Annotated in this window: 9 protein-coding genes; 6 read left to right on the top strand and 3 right to left on the bottom strand. The window is 74.3% G+C overall.

The features are described 5' to 3' along the window. Nucleotides 1–5 precede the first annotated feature (5 nt). From Q9G87_RS55895 to Q9G87_RS55905, 3 genes are read right to left on the bottom strand one after another with little or no spacing between them, the layout of a single operon-like run. Nucleotides 6–1079: a saccharopine dehydrogenase NADP-binding domain-containing protein gene (locus Q9G87_RS55895; RefSeq protein WP_305924852.1), complete on the bottom strand. Its 1074-nt coding sequence runs from the start codon at nucleotides 1077–1079 to the stop codon at nucleotides 6–8. Next, nucleotides 1076–3022, bottom strand: a complete 1947-nt coding sequence (locus Q9G87_RS55900) for a phosphopantetheine-binding protein (RefSeq protein WP_305924853.1) — start codon at nucleotides 3020–3022, stop codon at nucleotides 1076–1078. The genes Q9G87_RS55895 and Q9G87_RS55900 overlap by 4 nt, the downstream gene beginning before the upstream one ends. 22 nt (nucleotides 3023–3044) lie before the next feature. Then, a complete protein-coding gene (locus tag Q9G87_RS55905; RefSeq protein ID WP_305924854.1) occupies nucleotides 3045–4163 on the bottom strand; it encodes a class I SAM-dependent methyltransferase in 1119 nt (372 codons plus the stop codon). 115 nt (nucleotides 4164–4278) lie between these two features. Here Q9G87_RS55905 and Q9G87_RS55910 point away from each other — a divergent pair, with 115 nt between their 5' ends. The 6 genes from Q9G87_RS55910 to Q9G87_RS55935 are packed head-to-tail and all read left to right on the top strand — an operon-like array spanning nucleotide 4279 to nucleotide 22115. Continuing rightward, complete coding sequence (locus Q9G87_RS55910; RefSeq protein WP_305924855.1) at nucleotides 4279–8274, top strand: non-ribosomal peptide synthetase; 3996 nt, start codon at nucleotides 4279–4281, stop codon at nucleotides 8272–8274. Then, entirely contained in the window at nucleotides 8271–14741 is a 6471-nt protein-coding gene (locus Q9G87_RS55915; RefSeq protein WP_305924856.1) for an SDR family NAD(P)-dependent oxidoreductase, read from the top strand. The genes Q9G87_RS55910 and Q9G87_RS55915 overlap by 4 nt, the downstream gene beginning before the upstream one ends. 11 nt (nucleotides 14742–14752) lie before the next feature. Continuing rightward, nucleotides 14753–16294 (top strand): ABC transporter substrate-binding protein, encoded by a 1542-nt coding sequence (locus Q9G87_RS55920; RefSeq protein ID WP_305924857.1) that lies wholly within the window; start codon nucleotides 14753–14755, stop codon nucleotides 16292–16294. A 10-nt stretch (nucleotides 16295–16304) separates the two neighbouring features. After that, on the top strand, nucleotides 16305–18209 hold the full coding sequence (locus Q9G87_RS55925; RefSeq protein ID WP_305924858.1) for an ABC transporter permease subunit: 1905 nt from the start codon (nucleotides 16305–16307) through the stop codon (nucleotides 18207–18209). Next, a complete protein-coding gene (locus Q9G87_RS55930) occupies nucleotides 18206–19666 on the top strand; it encodes an ABC transporter ATP-binding protein (RefSeq protein ID WP_305924859.1) in 1461 nt (486 codons plus the stop codon). The genes Q9G87_RS55925 and Q9G87_RS55930 overlap by 4 nt, the downstream gene beginning before the upstream one ends. After that, nucleotides 19653–22115, top strand: coding sequence for a class I SAM-dependent methyltransferase (locus Q9G87_RS55935; RefSeq protein WP_305924860.1), 2463 nt, complete (start codon nucleotides 19653–19655; stop codon nucleotides 22113–22115). The genes Q9G87_RS55930 and Q9G87_RS55935 overlap by 14 nt, the downstream gene beginning before the upstream one ends. Nucleotides 22116–22222 lie beyond the last annotated feature (107 nt).

Below are 22222 nucleotides of genomic sequence, written 5' to 3' on the forward strand. Positions count from 1 at the left end.
GGTCGTCATTCGACGATGAACTCGTCCACCAGCGGGTCGTCGCGCAGCGCGGCTACGGTGGCGTCGGGGTCGAGCGCCTCGGCCGCCAGGTGCACGCCGGGCGGCACGGAACCGGCCAGCACCGCGCGGGTCGCCAGCGCCATCACCACCCCGCTCACCGCATAGGAGTCCACGGCCTTGAGCAGCACCCTCGCCGGGCCGGGCGGCGCACCTGGATGCGGGCGGGCGGTGAACAACATGATGTAAAAGGCGCCGAAGTCGGCGTTGTCCTGCTGGGAGGCACGCACCACGGTGTCCGCGTGCGGTGCCAGGGCGGCGGGGAGGGTGTCGTCCGCATCGGCCCAGACGGCTGCGAGGGCCTCGGGCAGGCGGTTGGAGACGAACACGTTGTAGGAGCGCACCTCGTCGGCGCCGGTGTCCGCGGCCAGGGTCTGCGCCTCGGTGGTGAGGTACGGCCACGCGTGCACCGGCACGGGGAAGCCGGGCAACCGCACCTGGTGCAACGGCGTCAGCGTGTTGGGCACCACCCGGCCGTCCCGCCAGGCCGCCATCGGCACCCCGAACTTCGGCCCGCGGGTCAGCAGCGCGTCCACCGCGGACAGAGGAGTGAAGACGGCCGCGCCGCCCACGTACACGTCGAGGCGGCGCAACGGCCGTCCCTTGGCCAGGAGCCGGGGCAGCAGGCCGGAAAGCCCGGGCATGACGCCGGCGGAGAACACCGCGGTCCTGCCGGTGGTCACGTCGCGGCTGGTGAGCGCGTCCTTGGCGGCCAGTTCGCCGCCGATGTCCACATAGTCGGCGCCGGCTGCGAAGGCGGCGCGGGCCACGGTGTCCAGGATCTGGTACGTGGGTCCGGCGCAGTTGACCACGATCCGGCACCCGTCGCAGAAGGCGGCCAACTCGGCGGGGTCGTTCAGATCCACCCGGACCGCGTGCGCGGGAGCGGTGAGCGAGCCCGCGAGGTCGGCGGCGCCCGTCAGGTTCCTGCCGCCCACGCGGAGCGGACCGAGACCGTAGGCCGCGATGCGCTGCGCGGCGGTGCGGCCGACCGCGCCGGTGGCGCCCAGCAGCCCGATCACCGCTGGTCACCGAGGCGGGAGCGGACGGCGAGCGCCACCCCGGCCACCGTCGAGTCGGCCAGGAACTCGCGCACCGGCACGGACGTGCCGACCTCCTTGGCGAGTCGCACGACCGCCCGTACCGCAAGAAGGGAGTCCCCGCCCAGGCCGAAGAAGTCGGCGGCGCGGTCGAGCACGGGCACCTCCAGGAGTTCCTCGAAGACGTCGGCGACCGCCTGCTCGAGATCGTCGGCCGGCGGCCCTTCCCGGTGGCGGACGACCGGCTCGGGCAGCAGCCCGAGCCGCAGGCCGCCATCGTCTGAGCCCGGATCGGTGGCCTCGGGCAGACCGGGCACCCGATCCCAGCCGGTGCCGTCGGCGAGGCCGTCGACCAGGGCCACGAACTCGGCGAACGCCGCCGCCACCTGATCGTTCTCGAACAGTTCGTCCACCAGTGAGAAGACCGCCACCATCTCCGGCCCCAGCTCGAAGCAGCGGACCTCGAGCGCGACCTGTGGGGTGCGCAACTGGTGGAAGTAGTCGGAGGCGACCACCCGGCCGAGCGGCCCGGCGTCCTGCGGCGGCCCGCCGCCCATGGCCGCGTCCACCCCGAGCACGCTCTGGAACACGACCGGCCCGACGGGCCGCCAGCTGCCACGGCGGCGGGCCAGCTCGCGCCCGACCTCCACGCCGGTGATCAGGTTGTGCGCGGCGTGCTCACCGGATGCCGCCTGCGCGGCGGTGGCGAGCTCGGCGAACGTGGCGCGCGGATCGAGGTCGAGGGGGAGCAGCATGGTCGCGGCGAACGCCCCCACGACCCGCTGCACGTCGGGATGCAGCGGCAGCCGGTTGAGCTGCAGCGAGTTCAGCAACATCCGGCGATGCCCGGCCCATCGCGCCAGCACCACGCCGAAGGCGGTCAGCATGGCGGTCGACGGGGTCACGCCTCGGCTGGTGCACTGCTGCCGCAGCGCCGCCCAGCTCTCGGCGCTCCAGCGATGCTCCCGGTTGCCCATGGTGACCGGGCGCACCTCCTGGGGGTCGGCGGCCAGCGGCAACGCCGGCGGCCCCGGCAGCGCGTCGAGCCGGGACCACCACCAGTCCCGGTCGGCCTGCCAGGCCTCGGTCGCGGGCAGGTCCGCGAGCGAGGTGACGTAGTCGCCGAAGTGGATCTCCAAGGGTGGCAGGGCGGCGTTCCAGTCGGCCACGAAAGTGAGGAGGTCGCGGCTGAGCACGCTGGAGGACCACCCGTCGAAGACGAGCAGGCTCAGGCCCTGGTGAAGCCGGCCCTCACCGCCCGGCAAGAGGGTGAGGCGAAGGTCCAGACCGGGACCGCTGGTGGGGTCAGGGCCGCGGGTGCTCATCTCCTGGCGTACGTCCCGGAGGACCGCCGCGATCTCCTCGGCCCCGGCCTCGCGCAGGTCGTATACGCGGACCTGGGGCACCGCCCCCGGCGCGGCCATCGGCAAGACGTGCTGGCGGCCGTCGGAGGTCACGCGGGCCCGCAGCGTGGGCTGGTGCACGGCGAGCCGTTCCAGCGCGTCCGCCAGAGCGTCGGCGGCCTCGTCGCCGTCGACGTCGGTCAGCGCGTAGTCGAGGTAGTAGTGGGCGGAGTCGTAGGACAGCTCCCACCCGTCCTGCTGCCCGACGAAGTAGCCCTGTTGGAGGGGGAGCAGGGGGAATTCGGCGTGGGGGTCGGGGCGCGCCGTGACGGTGATCGGCAGGGCGCGCGGCGTCGGCTCGCCGGAGGCGCGCCGCCGTACGAGCTCGGCCAGTTCGCCCAGCGTGGTCTCGACCCGCACGTCCGACAGGGCGAGCGTGACGCCGAGCCGTTTGCGGACCAGCGCCGACATGCGGACCGCGAGCACCGAGTCGCCGCCCAGGCGCAGGAAGCCGACATCGTGCGGGATCTCGTCGGGCGGCAGGCCGAGCAGCTCCGACCAGATCTCGGCCAGTTCCTTCATGGGCACTCCCATCGTCAGGTGATCAGCGGGTGGCGACGAACAGGCGCTGCGACAGCGCGGCCAGTGGGTCCCCGTGGCGGGGCAGGTCCGCCTCGACGCGCAGCCCGGCGGCTTCGAGCGCGCACAGCCATTCCTCACGGCTCAGGTACGTGCGCGTGGTGCCGGCGCGGCCGTCGAGCCGGCGCGGCGGGCCGTCCTCCGTGGACAGGGCGAACGGCATCGAGGTGAGCGACTGGGGGTGTTCGCGGACGGTCTCGATGAGCAGCACCCGCCCGCCGGGGGCGAGCAGCGCGGCGACCTGGTCGAGCAGGCGGCCGACGTGCGGTGCGTTGTGCGCCATGGTGGCCGCGACGACCAGGTCCAGCTCTTTCGGCTGGTGCGGCAGGTCGCGGGCGATGTCGAGCAGCGCGTACCGCAGGAAGCCGAAGTCGAAGCGGCGTCGCGCGGTGTCGAGGAAGAACGGCGACAGATCGGTGAAGAGGTAGAACTCGACGGGCCGGGCGGCCAGGACGGGCAGCAGGTCGGCGGTGGTGGCGCCGATGCCCGCGCCCAGCTCGAGGATCCGCAGCGGGCGGGTGGCGCGTTCGGCCTGGTCCCTGAGCACCTCGGCCGCGGCGGCGTTGAGGTAGCGGTTGATCAGGTTGTCGCGGTAGACGGCCTCGGCGGTGGCGGGCTCGCCGTCGGGATAGAGCAGCGCCTGCACGCCGATCTCGTCGCGGAGCAGGGCGGGCAGCAGCCGCAGCGAGCGCAGCATCAGCTGGGCCAGTTCGGCGGGGTAGCCGAGCGCCACCCGCGCGGCCTCCATGCGGGTGCGGGCGGCGGCCAGCTCCGCGCGCCGGGGACCGTGCAGGTCCTGGTAGTGGCCGTCGGCGTCCCGGCTCGCCAGGCCGGCCGCGCGGAGGGCGTCGAGCCAGTGACCGGCGATCCAGCGGTGCCGCCGGGCGGCGCCGAGGTCGTCCGCGACCGCGCCGGGCTCGTGTGCCGCGCCGTCACGCAGCCGGGTGCGCCGGTGCAGGTCGGCCGCGATGCCCAGGAGGATCAGGCGGTCCAGGTCGTGGACGGCTTCCGCCGCGCCGCCGGTGTCGGATCTGGCGATCGTGGCGTGGCCGGCGCGGTCCGCACGGTCGTTCAGAGGCGACATAGGGCGAGATCGTACGAAATAACGGTAATCATTTTCAAGATCTGGACAAAGTGGCAAAGTTGTGTAGCAATGAAAACCGTTTCCATTGTGCCGTCTCCGTGGAAGGGGTTCTCCCTTGGGTTCCGCCGCCGTCGAAGAAGTGCTCGCCTGCCTGGCCGACGTACTGGAACTCCGGCCCTCGGACCTGGACCCCGACGCCCCGCTCACCTCCTTGGGGCTGGAGTCCTTCACCGCTGTGCGCCTGCGGCGGCGCCTGCTGGAGGAGTCCGGACTCGACCTGCCGCTGACGGCCTTCCTCGGGGACGCGACCGCGCGCACGATCGCCGCCGGGACCGTGCCGGAGGAGTCCGCGCAGGTGGGCGAGCCGTTCCCGCTGACTCCCATCCAGACCGCCTACCTGGTCGGCCGGGACCCGGCGTTCCCCCTGGGTGGAGTGGCCACCTTCTACTACTTCGAGTACGACCGCGTGCCGCAGGAAGCACCCGAGGCCGACCTCGATCGGCTGGAGAGCGCCTGGAACAGGTTGGTCCGGCGGCACCCGATGCTGCGCATGGTCGTGGACGTCGACGCCCGGCAGCGGGTGCTCGACCAGGTGCCCGACTACGCCATCGCCCGTGCCGACCTGCGTGCCGAGACACCGGAACGCGTCGAGCAGGCGCTGGACGCCCTCCGCCATGAATGCTCACACCAGGTGCTTCCCTCCGACCGGTGGCCGCTGTTCGACCTGCGTGCGGCGTTGCTGCCGGACGGGCGCACCCGGCTGTTCGCCGGCGTGGACGTGCTCGCGCTGGATCTCATGAGCTGGATGCGCCTGATGCGGGAGTGGGGGCAGATCGTGGCCGACCCCGCCCTGGAACTCCCCGCGCCGCCGCTCGGCTTCGCCGATCTCGTACGGCGCCGGCTGGAGGACCCGGCCGCGCAGCGGCGGCGCGAGCTGGACGCCGCCTACTGGGCCCGGCGGGCTCCGGCGCTGCCGGACGGACCCGCTCTGCCCTGGACGCGCGGTCCGGCGGACTTCCGCGGCCACCGCATCACCCGGCACGCCGCCGAGCTGTCCGCCGAGGACTGGGCGCAGCTGCGCAAGCAGGGCGCGGCACACGGGCTGAGTCCCACAGGCCTGCTGCTGGCGGCCTTCGGCCTGGTGCTGCAGCGCTGGGGCGCGCGCGAGCCCTTCTGCCTCAACACCACCCTCTTCGACCGCGACGACCTCGCCCTCGGCGACGACACTCCAGGTCTGGACAGTGTCGTCGGCGACTTCACCAGCACCGTCCTCGTGGAGATCCCCACGACCGACCCCGGACGCTGGTACGGCTTCGCCGGCTACGCCGCCGCCGTCAACCGGCAGTTCTGGACCGACCTCGACCACCGGGCCGTCTCCGGGATGGAGGCACTGCGTACAGCGATCGAGTCGGGGGAGCGCCCGCGGGTGACCGACCCGGCCACCGGCCTGCCCGTCCCCACGCACACCGTGGTCTTCACCAGCGGAGTCGGCCTGGCGGGGCCGGGCGAGCCGCCCGCCGCCTGGCTCGGCACGGAGGTCTTCGGCGTTTCGCAGACGCCGCAGGTGATGCTGGATCACATCGTCTGGGACGAGGACGGCAGGCTCCGCATCGCGTGGGACGCCGTGGACGGGGCGCTGCCGGCCGGGTTCGTCGACGGGATGCTGGCCTCGCACGTCGGCTTGCTACGGCGGCTGGCCACCGAGCCGGAGCTGTGGACCGACCCCGCGCTCGGCTGGGATCCGTCGTTCCTGGCCGACCAGGACGTGCCGGGCGGGGTGTTCGACGGGGCCGGTCCACTCCTGGACGACCCGCTGCGCGCCGCCGCCGAGCGGCGCCCGTCCGCGCCCGCCCTGCTCGACCTGACCCGCGAGGTGTCGGCGCGGGAGCTCGCCGAGCGGGCCGCCCGCACCGGACGCGCACTGGCCGCGCTCGGGGCCGGGCCCGGCGACCTGGTGGCGGTGGCGGTGGACAAGGGCGTCGCGCAGGTCACCGCGCTGCTTGGGGTGCTGGCCAGCGGGGCGGGGTACGTGCCGGTCGAACCCTCCTGGCCCGCCAGCCGGGTGGCCGCGCTGAGCGAGCAGGCGTCGATCCGGATGGCGCTGCTGGCGGCGGAGGCCGACGACGCCGCATGGCCGGAGCAGGTCACCGTTCACCGGCTGGACGACGATGGCGTCCTTCAGCATCCTGACGAGGCCGAGTCGCGGCGGCCCGCGCCGGACGACCTCGCCTACGTGATCTTCACGTCGGGCTCGACCGGGCGGCCCAAGGGCGTGGCCATCGAGCACCGCGCGGCCCGTACCACTCTCGACGACCTCGCCGAGCGTTTCCCCCTCGGCCCCGGCGACCGGGTGCTCGCCTTGTCGGCGTTCAGCTTCGACCTGTCGGTCTACGACATCTTCTCGGTCCTCGGCTCCGGCGGCGCCGTCGTGCTGCCCGATGCCGGTCGCCAGCGCGACCCCGGTCACTGGCTGGAGCTGATGGCCCGCCACCGCGTCACCGTGTGGAACACCGCTCCCGCTCTGCTGGAGATGCTGGTGGAATACGCCGAGCTGGAGCCGGAGGCGGTACGCGGGGCGCTGTCCACGCTGCGGCTGGTGTTCCTGTCGGCCGACTGGATCCCGGTGACCCTGCCCGACCGGCTGCGGGCGCTGGCCCCGCACGCCGAGGTGGTCAGCCTGGGCGGCGCCACCGAGGCGTCCATCTGGTCGATCTGCCACCCCATCGGCGAGGTCGACCCGTCCTGGCCCAGCATCCCGTACGGCAGGGCGCTCCGCGGTCAGTCCTTCCACATCCTCGACGAACACGGCCGGCCGTGCCCGGTCGGCGAGCCCGGCGAGCTGCACATCGGCGGGGACGGTCTGGCCCGCGGCTACGTCGGGGACCCGGGGCAGACGGCCGAGCGTTTCATCACGCACCCAATCCTGCGCCGCCGCCTCTACCGCACGGGCGACCTCGGACGCTGGCGGTATGACGGGACGATCGAGTTCCTCGGCCGGCTGGACCGGCAGGTCAAGATCCGCGGCCACCGGATCGAGCTCGGCGAGATCGAGGCCACCCTTGACCGGCTGCCGTCCGTGCGGCAGGCGGTGGCCCGCGCGGTGCCCGGGCCCGACGACCGCCCCCGGCTGGTCTGCTACGTGGTCCCCGCCGATCCTGCCGCGCCGCCCTCGGACGATGAGCTGATCGAGACCTTGCGGGCGAACCTGCCCGGGTTCATGGTGCCCAACCGCTTCCTGACCATGGACGCGCTGCCGATCACGGACAACGGCAAGATCGACTACAAGGCGCTCGCGAACCCCTACCAGCGGTCGGACGCTCCGGACGAAGCCTCCCAGGCCGACCGCCACTCGGAGACGCTGCCCTCGGAGACGCTGCCCTCCAAGACGTTCTCCGCGCGGACGGCCGCTGCCGAAGAGGACGCACCACGTGCGGGGGCGATCACGGCGACGGTGACGCGCGGGCTGCGTCTCAGCCTCACCGTGTCGCCCGACGGGGTGATGGAGCTCGTCGTGGAGGGCAGCGCCGAGGGCGACGGGCTCCCCAGGCTCGTCGCCTCCTCGCAGCCAGGCACCACCGCCCTGCCGCACCCGGCCGGGACGGCCGCCGGGCCGCACTCCGCCACGTCCGCCGCCGGGCCCTCCGCCTTGCCGCAGTCCGCTGTGCCCGCCGGGCCGCTCTCGGTCACGGCCGCCACCAGGGTGCCCCCCGCCACGGCCGCTGCCTCGCCCCATCAGGAGCCGCCGCCGCTCGCCGCTCCTGCCGCGGGGGCGGATCCGCAGGTGGAGCGGGTCGTTGCCCGGGTGTTCAGTGAGCTGCTCAAGACGCCGGTCGATGTCACCACGCCCTTCTTCCGGCTCGGCGCGTCGTCCCTGACCATGGTGCTCGCCCACCGCACGCTGCGAGCCGAGCTGGACGAAGGGCTGACGGTGGTGGACATGTTCGCCCGGCCGACGGTCCGGGAGCTGGCCACGTTCATCACCGCCAGAAGGGAGGCGTCCGGCGCCAGGCCGGCACCACCCCTGGACGGCGCAGCGGAGCCGGAACCCGCGTCCGGGCGGGCCGCCGCTCGCCGGGCCGCCCGGGCGCGTGCCGCGGAGCTGGCCGGATGAGCGCCGTGTCGAACCCGCCCGCACCCGATCAAGGCGAGCCCGGTCCGATCGCCGTCGTCGGCCTGGCCTGCCGCTTTCCCGGGGCACCGGACGCCGAAGCGTACTGGGAGCTGCTGCGCGACGGCCGCGAAGGGCTGACCAGGTTCACCGACGACGAGCTGACCGCTCGCGGCGTGCCGAAGAGGCTACGGGCGCACCCGGGGTTCGTCCCGGTCGGCGGGGTCATCGAGGGCCAGGCGGACTTCGACCCCGAGCCGTTCGGGTTCAGCGACGCCGAGGCGGCCGTGCTCGACCCCCAACAGCGTCTGTTCCTCGAATGCGCCTGGCACGCGTTGGAGCACACCGGCCACGGCGGCGGACGCGGGGCCGGCGCGGTCGGCGTCTTCGCCGGCGCCATGCAGAGCGCGTACCTGGCGAGCAACCTCGCCGGCCGGTGGGATCCGACCGGCGCGGGGCGGGACCCGCTCGGCAGCCTGCAGACGGCGATCTCGACCCAGGCCGACTACCTGCCGCTGCAGACGGCTTACCGGCTCAATCTCACCGGCCCGGCGGTCGCGGTGGCGAGCAGCTGCTCGACCTCGCTGGTCGCGGTACATCTGGCTGCGCAGTCGCTGCTGTCCGGCGAATGCGACACCGCGCTCGCGGGCGGGGTGTCGCTGATCGTGCCCCAGGGCCAGGGGTACGTGCACGTCCCCGGCGGCGTGTACGCGGCGGACGGGACGATCAGCCCGTTCAGCGCCAACGGCACCGGCATCGTCTACACGCAGGGCGTCGGTGTGGTGGCGCTGCGCCGGCTGGCCGATGCTCTGGCCGACGGCGATCCCGTGCTCGCCGTGTTGCACGGCTCGGCCGTCAACAACGACGGGGCCGACAAGGCCGGGTTCACCGCGCCGTCGCTGCGCGGCCAGGCCCGGGCGGTGGCCGAGGCGCTCGCGGTGGCCGGTGCGTCGCCGCGCGAGATCGGGCTCATCGAGGCGCACGGCACCGCCACCGCGCTGGGCGACCCCATCGAGGTGGCGGCGCTGCGGCGGGTGTTCGGGGACACTGGTCCGGCGTGGTGCGGGCTCGGCTCGGTCAAGGGCAACATCGGTCACGCGAACTCGGCGGCCGGCATCGCCTCGTTCATCAAGGCGGTCCTGGCCGTGCACCACCGGGCGCTGCCCGCGTCGCTGCACGCCCATCCGCTCAACCCGCTGCTCGGTCTGGAGGGGTCGCCGTTCGAGGTGATGGCCGAGACGCGGGACTGGGACACGCCTTCGCTGGCCGGGGTCAGCTCGTTCGGCATCGGCGGTACCAACTGCCACGCCGTGCTCGGGCCGGCCCCGCAGCGTGCACCCGTCGCCGCCGACCCGCGGCCCCAGCTGCTGGCCGTCTCGGGCGCCACCGCCGAGGCCGCGGCCGCCACCGCCCGGGCCGTGACGTCCCGAGCCGAGCCCGACGAGGCCGATCTGGCCTACACGCTGGCGGTGGGACGTTCCGAGCTGGCCTATCGGGTGGCGGGCGTGGGCAGGGCGGGGCTGGCCGCCGCGACCCCGGTCAAGGCGGACGGCCCGCGCGTGGTTTTCGCCTTCCCCGGTGCGGGGAGCGCCTATCCGGGGATGGGCGGCGGGCTCTACCGCGACGAGCCGGTCTTCGCCCGGGCCGTCGACGAGTGCGCGGAGCTGCTGCGCCCGCTGCTGGGCGCCGACGTCCGCGACGCCATGGACCCGGGGATCGCCGAGGAGCGCGTCCGCGACGCCGGCTTCGGGCTGCCGGCGATCTTCGCGGTGTCGTACGGGGTCGCGCGGCTGCTGGCCTCGTGGGGCGTGCGGCCCGACGCCGTCGTCGGGCACAGCCTGGGCGAATGCACGGCCGCGGCGGTGAGCGAGGCGCTGCCCCTTGCCGAGGCCGCCAAGCTGGTCGCCGCCCGGTGCGCCGCCGCGGCCAGAGCCGCCGGCGGCGGTGCGATGGTCGCCGTCCCGCTCGGCGAGGACGGTGTACGCGAGCTGCTGTCCCGCCACCCCGGCCTCGACGTCGCCGCCGTCAACGCCCCGGCCGCCTGCGTGGTGTCCGGATCCGCCGCGGCCGTGGACCGGCTGGCGGACGAGCTTCGCGAACGTCACATCACCGGCACGAGGCTACGGGTGGACGCCGCGATGCACTCCCGGCTGATGGAGCCGGAGCTGCCCGGGCTCGGTGCCGCGCTGGCCGATCTGACCGGCGGGGCCCCGGTCGTGCCCGTGTTCAGCACGGTCACCGGCGGGCCGATCGGCGCCGAGCTGGCACAGGCCGGTCACTGGACGCGGCAGCTGCGCGAGCCGGTGCGGTTCGCGCAGGCCCTGCGGGCGGCGATCGGCCCCGAGGAAGACACCCTGATGGTGGAGATCGGCCCAGGAACCGCCCTGTCCGCCTTGGTTCGCAGGAATGCGCTGCCCCATCTGCGGTCGGTCCTGGCGACGCTGCTGCCCGGCGAGCCCGAGTCCGTGAGCCTGCGGCACGCGGCCGGCACCCTGTGGGCCCACGGCCATTCCGTGGACCTGGCCGCGCTGTCCGCCCCTGGGCGGCGGCGGGTACACGCGCCCGGCTACGCCTTCCAGCGCCGCCGCCTGTGGATCGACCCACCGGCGGCGGGCACGTCGCTGGAGGTCGCCGCGGATGAGCCGCTGCAGGTTCCGGTCTGGAGCCAGGTCGTGCCTGCCGAACCGGCCGCGATCCCGGACGGGCGCTGGGCGGTGATCGGGACCGGCGCACTGGCGGACGCGCTCCGTGCCGAACTGGGTGGGGCCACGGCCTCGGGCGACCCGGCGACCGGACTGGTCATTGTGGCATCGGAGGAGGAGGCGGCGGCCGCCGGTGACGCCGTCTCGGCCGCTGTGCTCGCGTTCGGCGAGGCCGCGGCCGTGGCCGCCGCGCAGGCTGAGCAGCCTTGCGTGCTGCTGGTGACCCGGCACGGTGAGCAGGTCGGCGGCGACCCGCCGCCCGACCCGGCCCAGGCGGCCGTCCGCGTGCTTCCCCGCGTCCTGGGCCAGGAACAGCCCGGGTTGCGGTGGGCGACGCTCGACCTGGGCACGCCGGCGGACCTCCATACCGAGACGCGTGCCGTGCTCCGCGAGCTCGGCGCGCTGGCGGGCGGGGAGGAGACCGGAGCGGAAACCGCCGTGCGCGGCGCGACCCGGTGGCGCCGCCGCCTGGCACCCTGGACCCCGGCGGTTTCCGGGAATCCCGGAACGACCGCCGCGGCGCCCGGCACCGTACTGATCACGGGTGGACTGGGGGCGGTGGGGCAACTGTTCGCCAGGCACCTGGCCGCACGCGGACATCGCGTGGTCGTCACCTCCCGTACGGCCGCCCGGCGCGGGACCGGGCTCGACGGGGCCGGTGTGGACGTGCGGGTCTGCGACGCCGCCGACCCCGTCGTCACCTCGGCCCTGATCGAGGAGCTCTCCGCCGACGAGCCGATCGAGCTCATCGTGCACGCGGCCGGCGTGGTCGCGGACGCGCGACTGGACCCGCTGCGGTCGCTCAATCCCGGGCAGGCCGCCGAGCACGTACGGGCCAAGGCCGGGGGAACGATCGCGCTCAGCGACGCGATCGCCGCGCTGCCGGCGGAACGCCGGCCCCGGACGGTGCTCCTCATGTCCTCGGTGACCACGCTCGTCGGCGGCGTCGGCATGGGCCCATATGCAGCGGCCAACGCCGCGATGGACGCACTAGGCCTCGCGGCGCCCGGCCCCACCCAATGGGTCAGCGCGGTCTGGGACGGCTGGCGGGTGGCCGACGACGGCGGCGAGGCCACCGTCGTCCTCGCCGACGCGCTCGACGCGGCCACGGGCACCGAGGCGCTGGACCGGCTGCTGGCCGCCTGCGCGGCGGGCACGGCGCCCCCGATCGTGGCGGTCGCCGCGACCGATCTCAACGTGCGCGTCGCCGCGGCCGGACGGCCTCGGCAGGCCGTGACCACCGGCGACATCGCCCGGCTGAGCCCGGCCGAGCGAGTAGTGGCTGAGGTGTGGTCGGAGCTGTTCGGCGTGCCCGTGACCGATCCCGACGCCGACTTCTTCGCGCTCGGCGGCCACTCCCTGCTGGGCGTGCGGATGCTGGCCGCGCTGAGCGAACGGTTCGGGGTCCAGCCCGGCATGCGGGACCTGCTGGCCGCGCCCACCGTGGCGGGCATCGCCAAGCTGATCGAGTCGGCACGCTCGCAGCCGTACCCGACCTTGGAGATCACCCGGGACGAGGACGTCGTCGATCACGACGGCACCTTCGCCATGACACGCGTGCAGCACGCCTACTGGATCGGGCGGGACGGCGGGTACCGCTGGGGAGACCTGCCCTGCCACTTCTACCTCGAATACGACTGCCACGGTCTGGACCTCGACCGCTACGAGGACGCGTGGAACCAGGTCGTGGCCCGCCATCCCATGCTGCGTGCCGTGGCCACGTCCGAGGGACGGCTGCGCGTGCTGGACGACCTGCCCCGGTACCGGATCAGGGTCCACGACCTGACCTCCATGACCGAGGAACGCAGGACGGAGCGGCTGGCCGTCCTGCGGGAGCGGTTGTCGACCAAGCCGGGCCCGCCGGACCGCTGGCCGCTTGCGCAGATCCAGGCGGCCCGCTTGCCCGGTGACGTGATCAGGCTGTTCATCGGCGTCGACGTGCTCATCTGCGACGCAGCCAGCTGGTGGATCATCGAGTCGGAGCTGCACACCCTCTACAAAGACCTCGACGCGCCGCTGCCGCCGCTGGACCTGCACCCGGCCGGCTGCGCGGCCGCCCTGGAACGGCGGCGCGACGACCGCGCCGCGCACTACTGGCGGGAGCGGCTCGACACGCTGCCCGGCCCGCCCCGCCTGCCGGTCCGCGACCCGGACGGGACGCCGCCCCGCTTCGTCCGGCATGCCGCGCGGCTGAGCCGGGAGGAGTGGGCCGGGCTCCGGGACGCCGCCTCCCGGTACCGGGTCACGCCTGCGGCGATGCTGCTGACCGTCTACGCCGACGTGCTCGCCCGCTGGGCGGGGCCGGCCGGGTTCTGTGTGACACTGACCCTCTTCGACCGCCCGCCCATCCACCCGCACGTCAACCGGGTCGTGGGCGACTTCACCTCCTTGCTGCTCCACGAGGTCCCCGCCGAGCCCGCCGCCACCTTCGCCGAACGGGCCGCCGCCACTCAGGCCAGGATGTTCGCCGACCTGGACCACCGCGGCTTCTCCGCCCTCGACGTGCTCGCCGAGCAGGCCGCGCGGACGGGAGAAGTACGGCCGGTACCCGTGGTGTTCACCAGCGCGCTCGGCATCACCGACATGGTGGAAGGCGGAGGCCGCCTGGAGTGGGCCGGCGAGCAGGTGTACGCGGTCTCGCAGACCCCGCAGACCTGGCTCGACCACCAGGTGCTCGAACACGACGGCGAACTGCGGCTGCAGTGGGACGCACTGGACGCCGCCCTGCCCGCCGACGAGTTGGAGGCGGCGATCGCCGAGCACGTGGAACGGGTGCGCGCCCTGGCCCGATCGTCCGACGCATGGCTCCGACCGGAACCATCGAGCCCAGCCCACGCCGCACCATCCGCACGCCAAGCAGCGCCGACCCCGCGAGCGGCCGTCCAGGCCGGCCCGGTGCGGGACATCGTGCTGCCCCTGCGTGCCGAGCCCGGCGGCGCGGTCCGCCCTACGCTCTACCTGGCCCATCCGTCCGGGGGCGACGTGTTGTGCTACGCCGAGCTGTCTCGGCTCCTGGACCCCCGCGTGGACGTCGTGGCGCTGGCCGACCCTGAGCTCGCGGGCGCGTCCGGCGCGGGACCCGAGACCATCGAGGGCATCGCCGAGCAGTACGTGGCGGCGATCGACGCCTACGGCGGCCCCGGCCCCTGGCTGGTGGGCGGCTGGTCCATGGGCGGCACCGTGGCCCAGGAGATGGCCGCGCAGCTCTACGCAGGTGGCCGGCACGCCTCGCTACTGGTGCTGCTGGACTCCAACGATCCCGCGCTGATCCGCGAGGTGCCCGGCCGCGACGCCGCCGAGATCGCATGGGAGGTGACGGTACGGCACCTGCACGCGCTGGAGGCGTACCTCGGCATCGACCTGACGATCGGTGACGTACCCGAGGAAAGGCGGATGGCGGCGGTCGCCGAGCGGCTGCGCGAGCACCGGCTGCTGGGTCGCGGCGAGGACCTGGCGGGGCGGCTGGCCGTATTCGCCAGGCACCTGCGTGCACTGGCCGCCCACACCCCGCGGCGCCTCGGCGACCCGGACACGGCCACCTTGCTGATCCGGGCGGACCGGCCGTCGCCTCGCAACTCCGGCATCGGGATGGGCGTCGACGACACCCCGCCGGGCCGCCCCGACCTCGGCTGGGGGCGTCATCTGGCCGGCCCCGTCGAGGCCGCCGGAGTCGACGCCCACCACTACGGCCTGCTGCACCCTCCGGCGCTGCCGGCCGTGGCCAAGCTGATCAACGCCGCGCTCGACCGGGCGCTGGCGCGACTTTGAGAAAGGTTGCCATGCATCCCCAGCTCCGCCGCCGGTCAGCGGCGGTCCTCGCCGCGGTCGCCCTCCTGACGGGCTGCGCCGCCACGAAACCGGCCGTCACCAGCTCTCCACCGGCCGGAACCGGCACCAGCACCGCGACCGTACGCTATGCCGCGCCCGGCTCGCCCTCCAACGCCGTCGCCGATCCGCACGGCCTGCTGCCCGGCGAGAGCGACGTGGTGAGGATGGCCCTCACGTACGACGTCCTCACCGTCCCCGGGGCCGACGGCTCCACCAAGTCACGCCTGGCGACCGCGTGGAAGCCCGACGCCACCCTGACCAAGTGGCGGATCACCATCCGCGACGACGCCGCGTTCTCCGTCGGCCGCAAGGTCAAGGCGGCCGACGCGCTCTTCTCGCTGCGCCGCATGGGCAAGAAGGCAGCGGAGAACTTCGGCCGCATGGCCATGTTCGACCTCGACGCCTCCAAGGTCATCGACGACACCACCTTCGAGCTGGTGACCAAGAAGCCCTACGCCGAGGTCGGCAAGGCACTGGAAGGCGCCACCTTCGTCGTGCCCGAGGGCAGCGACGACTTCACCAAGCCGGTCCCCGGCTCCGGGCCGTTCCGCCCGACGAACAAGGGCGGAGCGCAAGCGGTGGTGTACGAGCGCAACGACGACTGGTGGGGCCCCAAGCCGCCGGCCAAGATCATCGAGGTCCGAGCCGTGCCCGATCCGCAGGCACGGGCCCAGGCCCTGCTGTCGGGCCAGGTCGACCTGGCCGGAGGCGTGCCGGCCACGCTGGCGAAGCAGCAGGAGGGCAACAGCGCGGTACGCCTGCTCCGCAGGCCGGGCGCGACCCTGTATCCGCTCGTCATGCGGATGGACACCAAACCCTTCGACGACCGCCGCGTACGCGAGGCCGTACGGCTCGCCCTCGACCGCAAGCAGCTCCTCGACACGGCCTTCCTCGGCTACGGCGAGGTCGGCAACGACCTCATCACCCCCAAGGACCCGACCAGCCCGGTGAACCTGCCGCAACGCACCCGCGACCTCGCCCGCGCCAAGCAGCTGATGTCCGAGGCCGGGCTCGCCGACGGCGTCGACCTCACGCTGCACACCACCACGGCCTACCCGGGCATGGACAGCGCCGCCACGCTGATCTCCCAGCAGCTCGCCGACATCGGGATGCGGGTCAAGGTGGCCGTGGAGCCGGCCGACACCTACTTCTCCGCGGTCTACGCGCAAAAGCCCTTCTACCTCAGCTACCTGGGCGGCATCCCGTTCCTCGACGTGGTCAGGGTGACGCTCACGCCCGGTTCGCCCACCAACGAGACGGCGTGGAAGGACCCGGCCTGGTCCGTGGATTTGGACAAGGCCTTGGCCGAGCCGGACGACGCCAAGCGGCGCGGACTCCTCGCGGACCTGCAGACCCGGCTCCGAGACCAGGGCGGCTACGCCATCTGGGCGCTCAGCGACCGGCTCGACCTCGCCAAGGCCGGGCTGAGCGGCGTGCCCGAGGGGATCGGCTTCGCCTCCGCGTTCATCGACCAGGTGAGCCTGGACGGCTGACGTGTGCAGGATGCCGCGACCGGCCGGCGCGCTGATCAGGTGCGGGTTGCTGCTGGCCGCCGCCTCCGCGGTGATCTTCCTGTGTACCGCGGCGCTGCCCGGTGACGCCGCCGACGTGCTCGGCGGCGGCCGCGCCACCCCGGAAGAGCTCGCCCGGATGCGAGCGGAGCAGGGGCTGGATCGTCCCCTGCACATCCGCTATCTGGACTGGCTGTCGGGAGTGCTGACCGGCGAGCCGGGCGCCTCCCTCATCACCGGGCGGCCGGTCGCCGAGCTGGTCGCGGAACGCGCCGGTGTGACGCTCGCCCTGGCCGGGGCCGCGCTGGCGGTGAGCGGGCCGCTCACGGCGGCCCTGGCCTGGGCCGCCGTGAGCGGGCCCCGGTGGCTGCGCTCCACGGTGAACGCGCTGATCGTGGCCGGCGCCGCCCTGCCCCAGGCCGTGGTGGCGGCCGCGCTGGTCGGCTGGTTGTCCGCCGCTTGGGGGTGGTTCCCGCCGGTGTCGATGTTGCCCGCCGGGGAGCCACCCTGGCACCGGCCCGACCTCCTTGCGCTTCCCGCGCTCACGCTCGCGCTGCCGACCGCCGCGTACGGGGCCGCCCTGCTCCGTGGCGCGATCGCGGACGTGCTGGCCCGGCCGTACGTCCGCGACGCCGAGCTCCGCGGCTTGTCGTCGGTCGCGATCGGGCTCCGGTACGTGCTGCCGATGGTCGCGGCGCCCGCCACCCGCCTGCTCGCGGTCATCCTCGGTGGGCTGGTGGCGGGCACCGCCGTGGCCGAGACCCTGTTCGGACTGGCCGGGCTGGGCGAGCTGCTGGTCACGGCCATCTCGACGAGGGACGTGCCGGTCGTCCAGAGCGTCGCGCTCCTCGCCGCGGCGGTCGTGGTCACATGCCTCCTCGCCGCCGACGCAGCCGCCCCACGCCGGCACCCGAAGGCGGCTCGCCCATTGAAGCGTCTGGGCGGTCCCAACGGCTCGGCTCCGACCTCTTCAGCCGGCTCTGGGCAGGACGCAGCCTCGAGGGGGCCGGTCGGTGGTGGGGACGGCTCGCTTCCGAAGCGCCCGGTCGTGGCCGCGGACGGGTGGTTCGCGGGGCGACCCGCCGCGGTCGCGCGTGAGCCGTCGGTCAAGCGGCGTGCCATGCCGGTCTTGGGCGTCGTGGCAGGGGCCGCTCTGCTGGTGGCGCTCGGCGGGGAGGCGATGGCGGGGCACGATCCGACCGCGATCGTGGCGGCACCATGGACCGGGGCCGTTCCCGGGCTGCCGCTGGGTGCCGATGGGCTGGGGCGGGACGTGCTCGCCCGGGTCCTGGCCGGTGGACGGGACCTGACCCTGACGTCCCTGGCCGCCGCCCTCACGGCCTCAGCCCTGGGCGTGGCAGGCGGGCTGTGGGCGGGATGGAGCCAGAGCAGGGCCGCCCGCGCCGTCGCCGGCGCCGCCGACCTGCTCTTGGCCCTTCCGCTGCTCCTGCTCGCCTTGCTCGCAGTGGTGGCGTTGCCCGGCCCCGCCGCCGTGATCATCGGCACCGTCCTGGGCGGCACGCCGCTGACGCTGCGCATCGTCGCCGACGCCACGGCCGCGGCCAGGCATGCGGGCTACGTCGAGGTGGCACTGTCGCGGGGGGAGCGCGGGGCGTCCGTGCTGCTGCGCGAGGTCCTGCCCGCACATGCCGCACTCGTGGGCGCGGACCTCGGCCAGCGGCTGGTGCTTGCGGTGCAGCTCACAGCCGCGCTCAACGTCCTCGGCTTCGGTCCGGCGCCCCCCGCGCCGGACTGGGCCGCCATGCTCCGCGAGAACCTGCAGGGCCTCGTGCTCAACCCCGCCGCGACGATCGCGCCCGCCGTCGCGCTGGCGGTCTTGGCCGGCAGCGTGGCGGCGCTCTCGCACGCCCTCGCCACCCGGGACGACCTCTCGTGAGCGGGCCCGGGCTGACCGTCCGCGGGCTGACCGTCGCCGATAGGACCGGGACGATGATCGTCGACCGGCTGGACCTGCGAGTCGCCCCGGGCGAGGTGGTGGCGCTCACAGGCCCGTCCGGTACGGGCAAGACCACTGTGTTGCGGGCCGTGCTCGGTGCGCTGCCCGGCGGGCTGACCCTGGCGGCGGGCCGGATCGAGTGGCACGGAGCTCCCGTACGGGCCCCGCGTCGCTGGCGGCGGCGGACCGTCGGTTTCCTCGGCCAGGACCCGGCCTCGGCGCTGCATCCCCTGCTGGACGCGCGCGCCGCGGTACGCGAGGCGCTGCCCAGAGCGGCGCGCCACGGCGGAGCGGAAGGGGCCCTCGCCGCAGTCGGCCTGGACCCGGCCGACATCGCCGGTCTCCGTCCGCACCAGCTCTCGGGCGGGCAGGCGCAACGGGTGGCGCTCGCCCGAGCCCTGGCGGCCGACCCAGAGCTGCTCATCCTGGACGAGCCCACCAGCGCGCTGGACCCCGCCGCGCTCCATCTCGCACTCGAGCTGGTACGGCGACGCCGTGGCGACGGCCGCTCGGTGACGCTCGTCGTCTCGCACGACCTGGGCGTGGTGGCCGAACTCGCCGACCACGTCGTCCGGCTCGGCCCCGCGAACGACCCCCAAGCCCCGGAGGACGCCGCACCGTCGCCGGATCGCCGCCGGACGGTGGCGGCGGATCCGGACGTCACGCGGACGGCCGGCAGGCCGGTGCTGAAGGTGCACGGGCTGGCTCTGGCGCAGCCGCCTGGTGGCGCGCCGCTGCTGTCGGAGGTGGATCTCGCGGTCTCGGCGGGGGAGTCCGTCGCCGTGCTCGGGCCTTCCGGCTGCGGGAAGACCACGTTGCTGCGCGTCCTCGCCGGGCTGCATCCCGCCGAGCGCGGGCACGGCACCGTGCTGGGAGAGCCGCTGCCCTGGGCGGTGACCGACCGGACCCCGACGGCGCTACGGGCCCTCGCGTTGGTCGGGCAGAACCCCCTCGACACGCTCAACCCGGCACGCACCGTGGGCGCGGCGCTCGCCCGCCCTCTCCGTACGCTCCGCGGTCTCCCCAGGAAAGAGGCCCGTGCCGAGGCGCTCCGGCTGCTGGACACGGTCGGCCTCGCACCGGAGCACGCACACCGCTACCCGGCCGCGCTGTCCGGCGGGCAACGCCAGCGAGTCGCCCTCGCCAGAGCGCTCGCCGGGAACCCGGCGGTGCTGCTGGCCGACGAGATCACCGCCGCCCTGGACGCCCGCACCGCCGGCCTGGTCCTCGACCTGATCGACACCTTGCGCCGCGACACCGGCCTCGCCGTCGTGGCGGTCACCCACGACCCGGCGGTGGCCGCCCGCGCCGACCGCGTGCTGCGTGTCGAGGGCGGCCGCCTGACCCCATCCCTGTCCGACCACCATGACCGGAGGCGTTCCGTTGACGTCCTATGAACCTCTGCTCGCCCATCCGTGGATCGCCCGCGTGGACCGCACCGGCACCGGCGGGCTCATCGTCACCGCCGACCCGGCGGCCCTGGCCGTACGCCATGAGCAGGGACATCCGCCCATGCTCGGCGATCTGGTGGCGGAGCACCTCGAGCACTGGGGGGAGGTCTACGACTGGACCTACCGCTCCGGAGAGGGCACACACCGCCCCGACCTCGACCTGTCCGGCTGGCGCGCCACCGACACCGGCGAACCGCTGCCCGCCGAGCACATGGCCGAGTGGGCCGACCGCACCGCCGAACTGGTCCTGCGGCACCAGCCCTCCCGGGTGCTCGAACTCGGGTGCGGGACCGGGATGCTCCTGCACCGCCTCCACCCGCACCTCAAGGGGTACGTGGGCACCGACATCGCCGAACACGTCGTGACCCGCCTGGACGGACTCGGGCTGCCCGGCGTCACGGTCGTGCGGGCCGCCGCCCACGAGATCAACGGCACCGCGGTCCGCACCGCCCTGGCCCACCTGGGCGAACGGCCGGATTGCGTGCTGCTGAACTCCGTCACCCAGTGCTTCCCCAGCGTGGACTACCTGGCGGCCGTGCTCCGCGACGCCATCGACCTCGTCGCCCCCGGAGGGACCGTGATCGTGGGCGACGTACGCCACTCGGGGCTGCTCGAGGAGCACTACCGCACGCTCGAACACACGCCCGCCGGTGCGGGACCCGGGGCCGACACTGAGCTGCTGTTCGACCCCGCCACGCTGGCGGCCGTGGCGGCCGGCGCGAACCGGCACGTCACCCTCAGCTTCTTCGCCAAGACCCTCACGGCCGACACCGAGCTGACCCGCTATCGCTTCGACGCCGTCCTGCACGTCGATCCGCCTGCGGCCCCCGCTGCCTCCGTCCGCGCCTGGGACTCCCTGGGGCCGGACCCGCTGGCCGCCCTGGCCGGGCTGGCGCGCCAGGGTGATCCCGTCAAAGTGGTCGGCATCCCCAACGCCCTGCTCAAGCCTGCCGAGACCGCCCAGTCGGCGGCCGGTCTGCGGGCCGCGACGGAAGGCACGCGAGCAGTCGTGCTCCTCGATCCCGACGACGCCATGCGGCTGCAGGTCGCGGTGCCGGCCGCGGCCGCCGCCACGCCCCCCGACGCGCTGGCGGGGGCGGGAAGGTCGCATGAGCCGCTGGGCGCGTTCGCCCGCAAACGGCTCACCGAGGTGGCCCGCCGGGAGCTCAGGCGTGCGGGGCTGACGGTTCCCGAGGAACTGACGGCCCAGGTCCCCAGCGGACCGGGCCGCGATGCCGTCAGCCTGACGCGGGACGCGGCCGACGCCGACCGTGCCGGACGCGTCGCGCTCACGCGCTTGGTGCCCGGTGCGCGCGAGCCGGTGTCCGACGACGCGCTCGCGGACCTGCCCGCCGCCATCCGCCGTTTCGACGAGATCGCGCTGCGGGCGCTGACCGGGCTCGTCGGCGGCGTCGTGCCTCCCGGCACAGCCCGGACGGCCGAGCAGATCATCGGCGCGCTCGGCGTGGCGCCCCGGCACGAATGGATCGTCCGGCGCTGGCTGGAGGTGCTGAGGACCGAAGGGCTCGTACGCCGGGATCCCGACGGCCGGTTCGAGACCGTGGCCACCGAGCCCGCGGGTGAGGACGACGGGGCAGGGTTGGACAGCGCCTGCGCCGCGCTCGGCTACCCGGAGCAGATGGCGATCTTCTTCAGGACCGCCCTCGCCCGCCTCCCGGAGCTGCTCCGCGACGAGATCATGGCTCAAGCGCTGCTGTTCCCCGACGGAGACTTGCTTACCTCGCTCAGCAAGGACCAGAACAACGTCAGCAACACGTACTTGAACGCCGCCGTCGGGCACGTCCTGGGCCGGGCGGCGGCCACTCGCGCCACGCCGCTGCGGGTCGTGGAGCTGGGCGCCGGCGCCGGGGGCAGCACCGCCGCCGCGCTGGACGGGCTCGGCGACGCGGAGGTGGACTACCTGTTCACCGACGTGTCCAGATTTTTCACGATGACGGCCGAGGACCGGTTCGGCGACCGGCTCCGCTACGCCCTGCTGGACATCAACGCCGACCTCGTAGCGCAGGGAGCGGCGCGGGGCGGCGCGGACGTGGTGGTCGCCGCCAACGTGCTGCACTGCGCACGGCACGCGGGACGGTCGCTGCGGTGGATCCGCGAGCTGCTGGCCCCTGGCGGCCTGGTGGTGGTGACCGAGGCGATCCGCGAGCACTACCTGGTGCTCGCCACCATGCAGTTCCTGCTGTCGCCCAGGGAAGGAGAGCCGGATCTCGGCGCCGGGGACCGCCGCGGCGGCACCGGGCGGGTGTTCTTCACCGGCAGAGAGCTGCCCGCCGAGCTCGCGGAGGCCGGGTTGCGCCCCATCCTCGAGCTGCCGGGGTCCGGATCTCCGCTGGCCGCGCCGGCCCAGCATCTGTTCGTCGCCGCCAAACTCTGACACACCGGTACGGCGAGGCGCTGACGGGCGCCGGTACGGCGAGGAGGGCGCGGTGCGGTGACGGGCGCCGGTTGGGCGGGCGGGAAGCCATGACCCGCCCGCCCAAC

The organism is Nonomuraea turcica (genome assembly GCF_030718205.1).
Lineage (GTDB): Bacteria > Actinomycetota > Actinomycetes > Streptosporangiales > Streptosporangiaceae > Nonomuraea.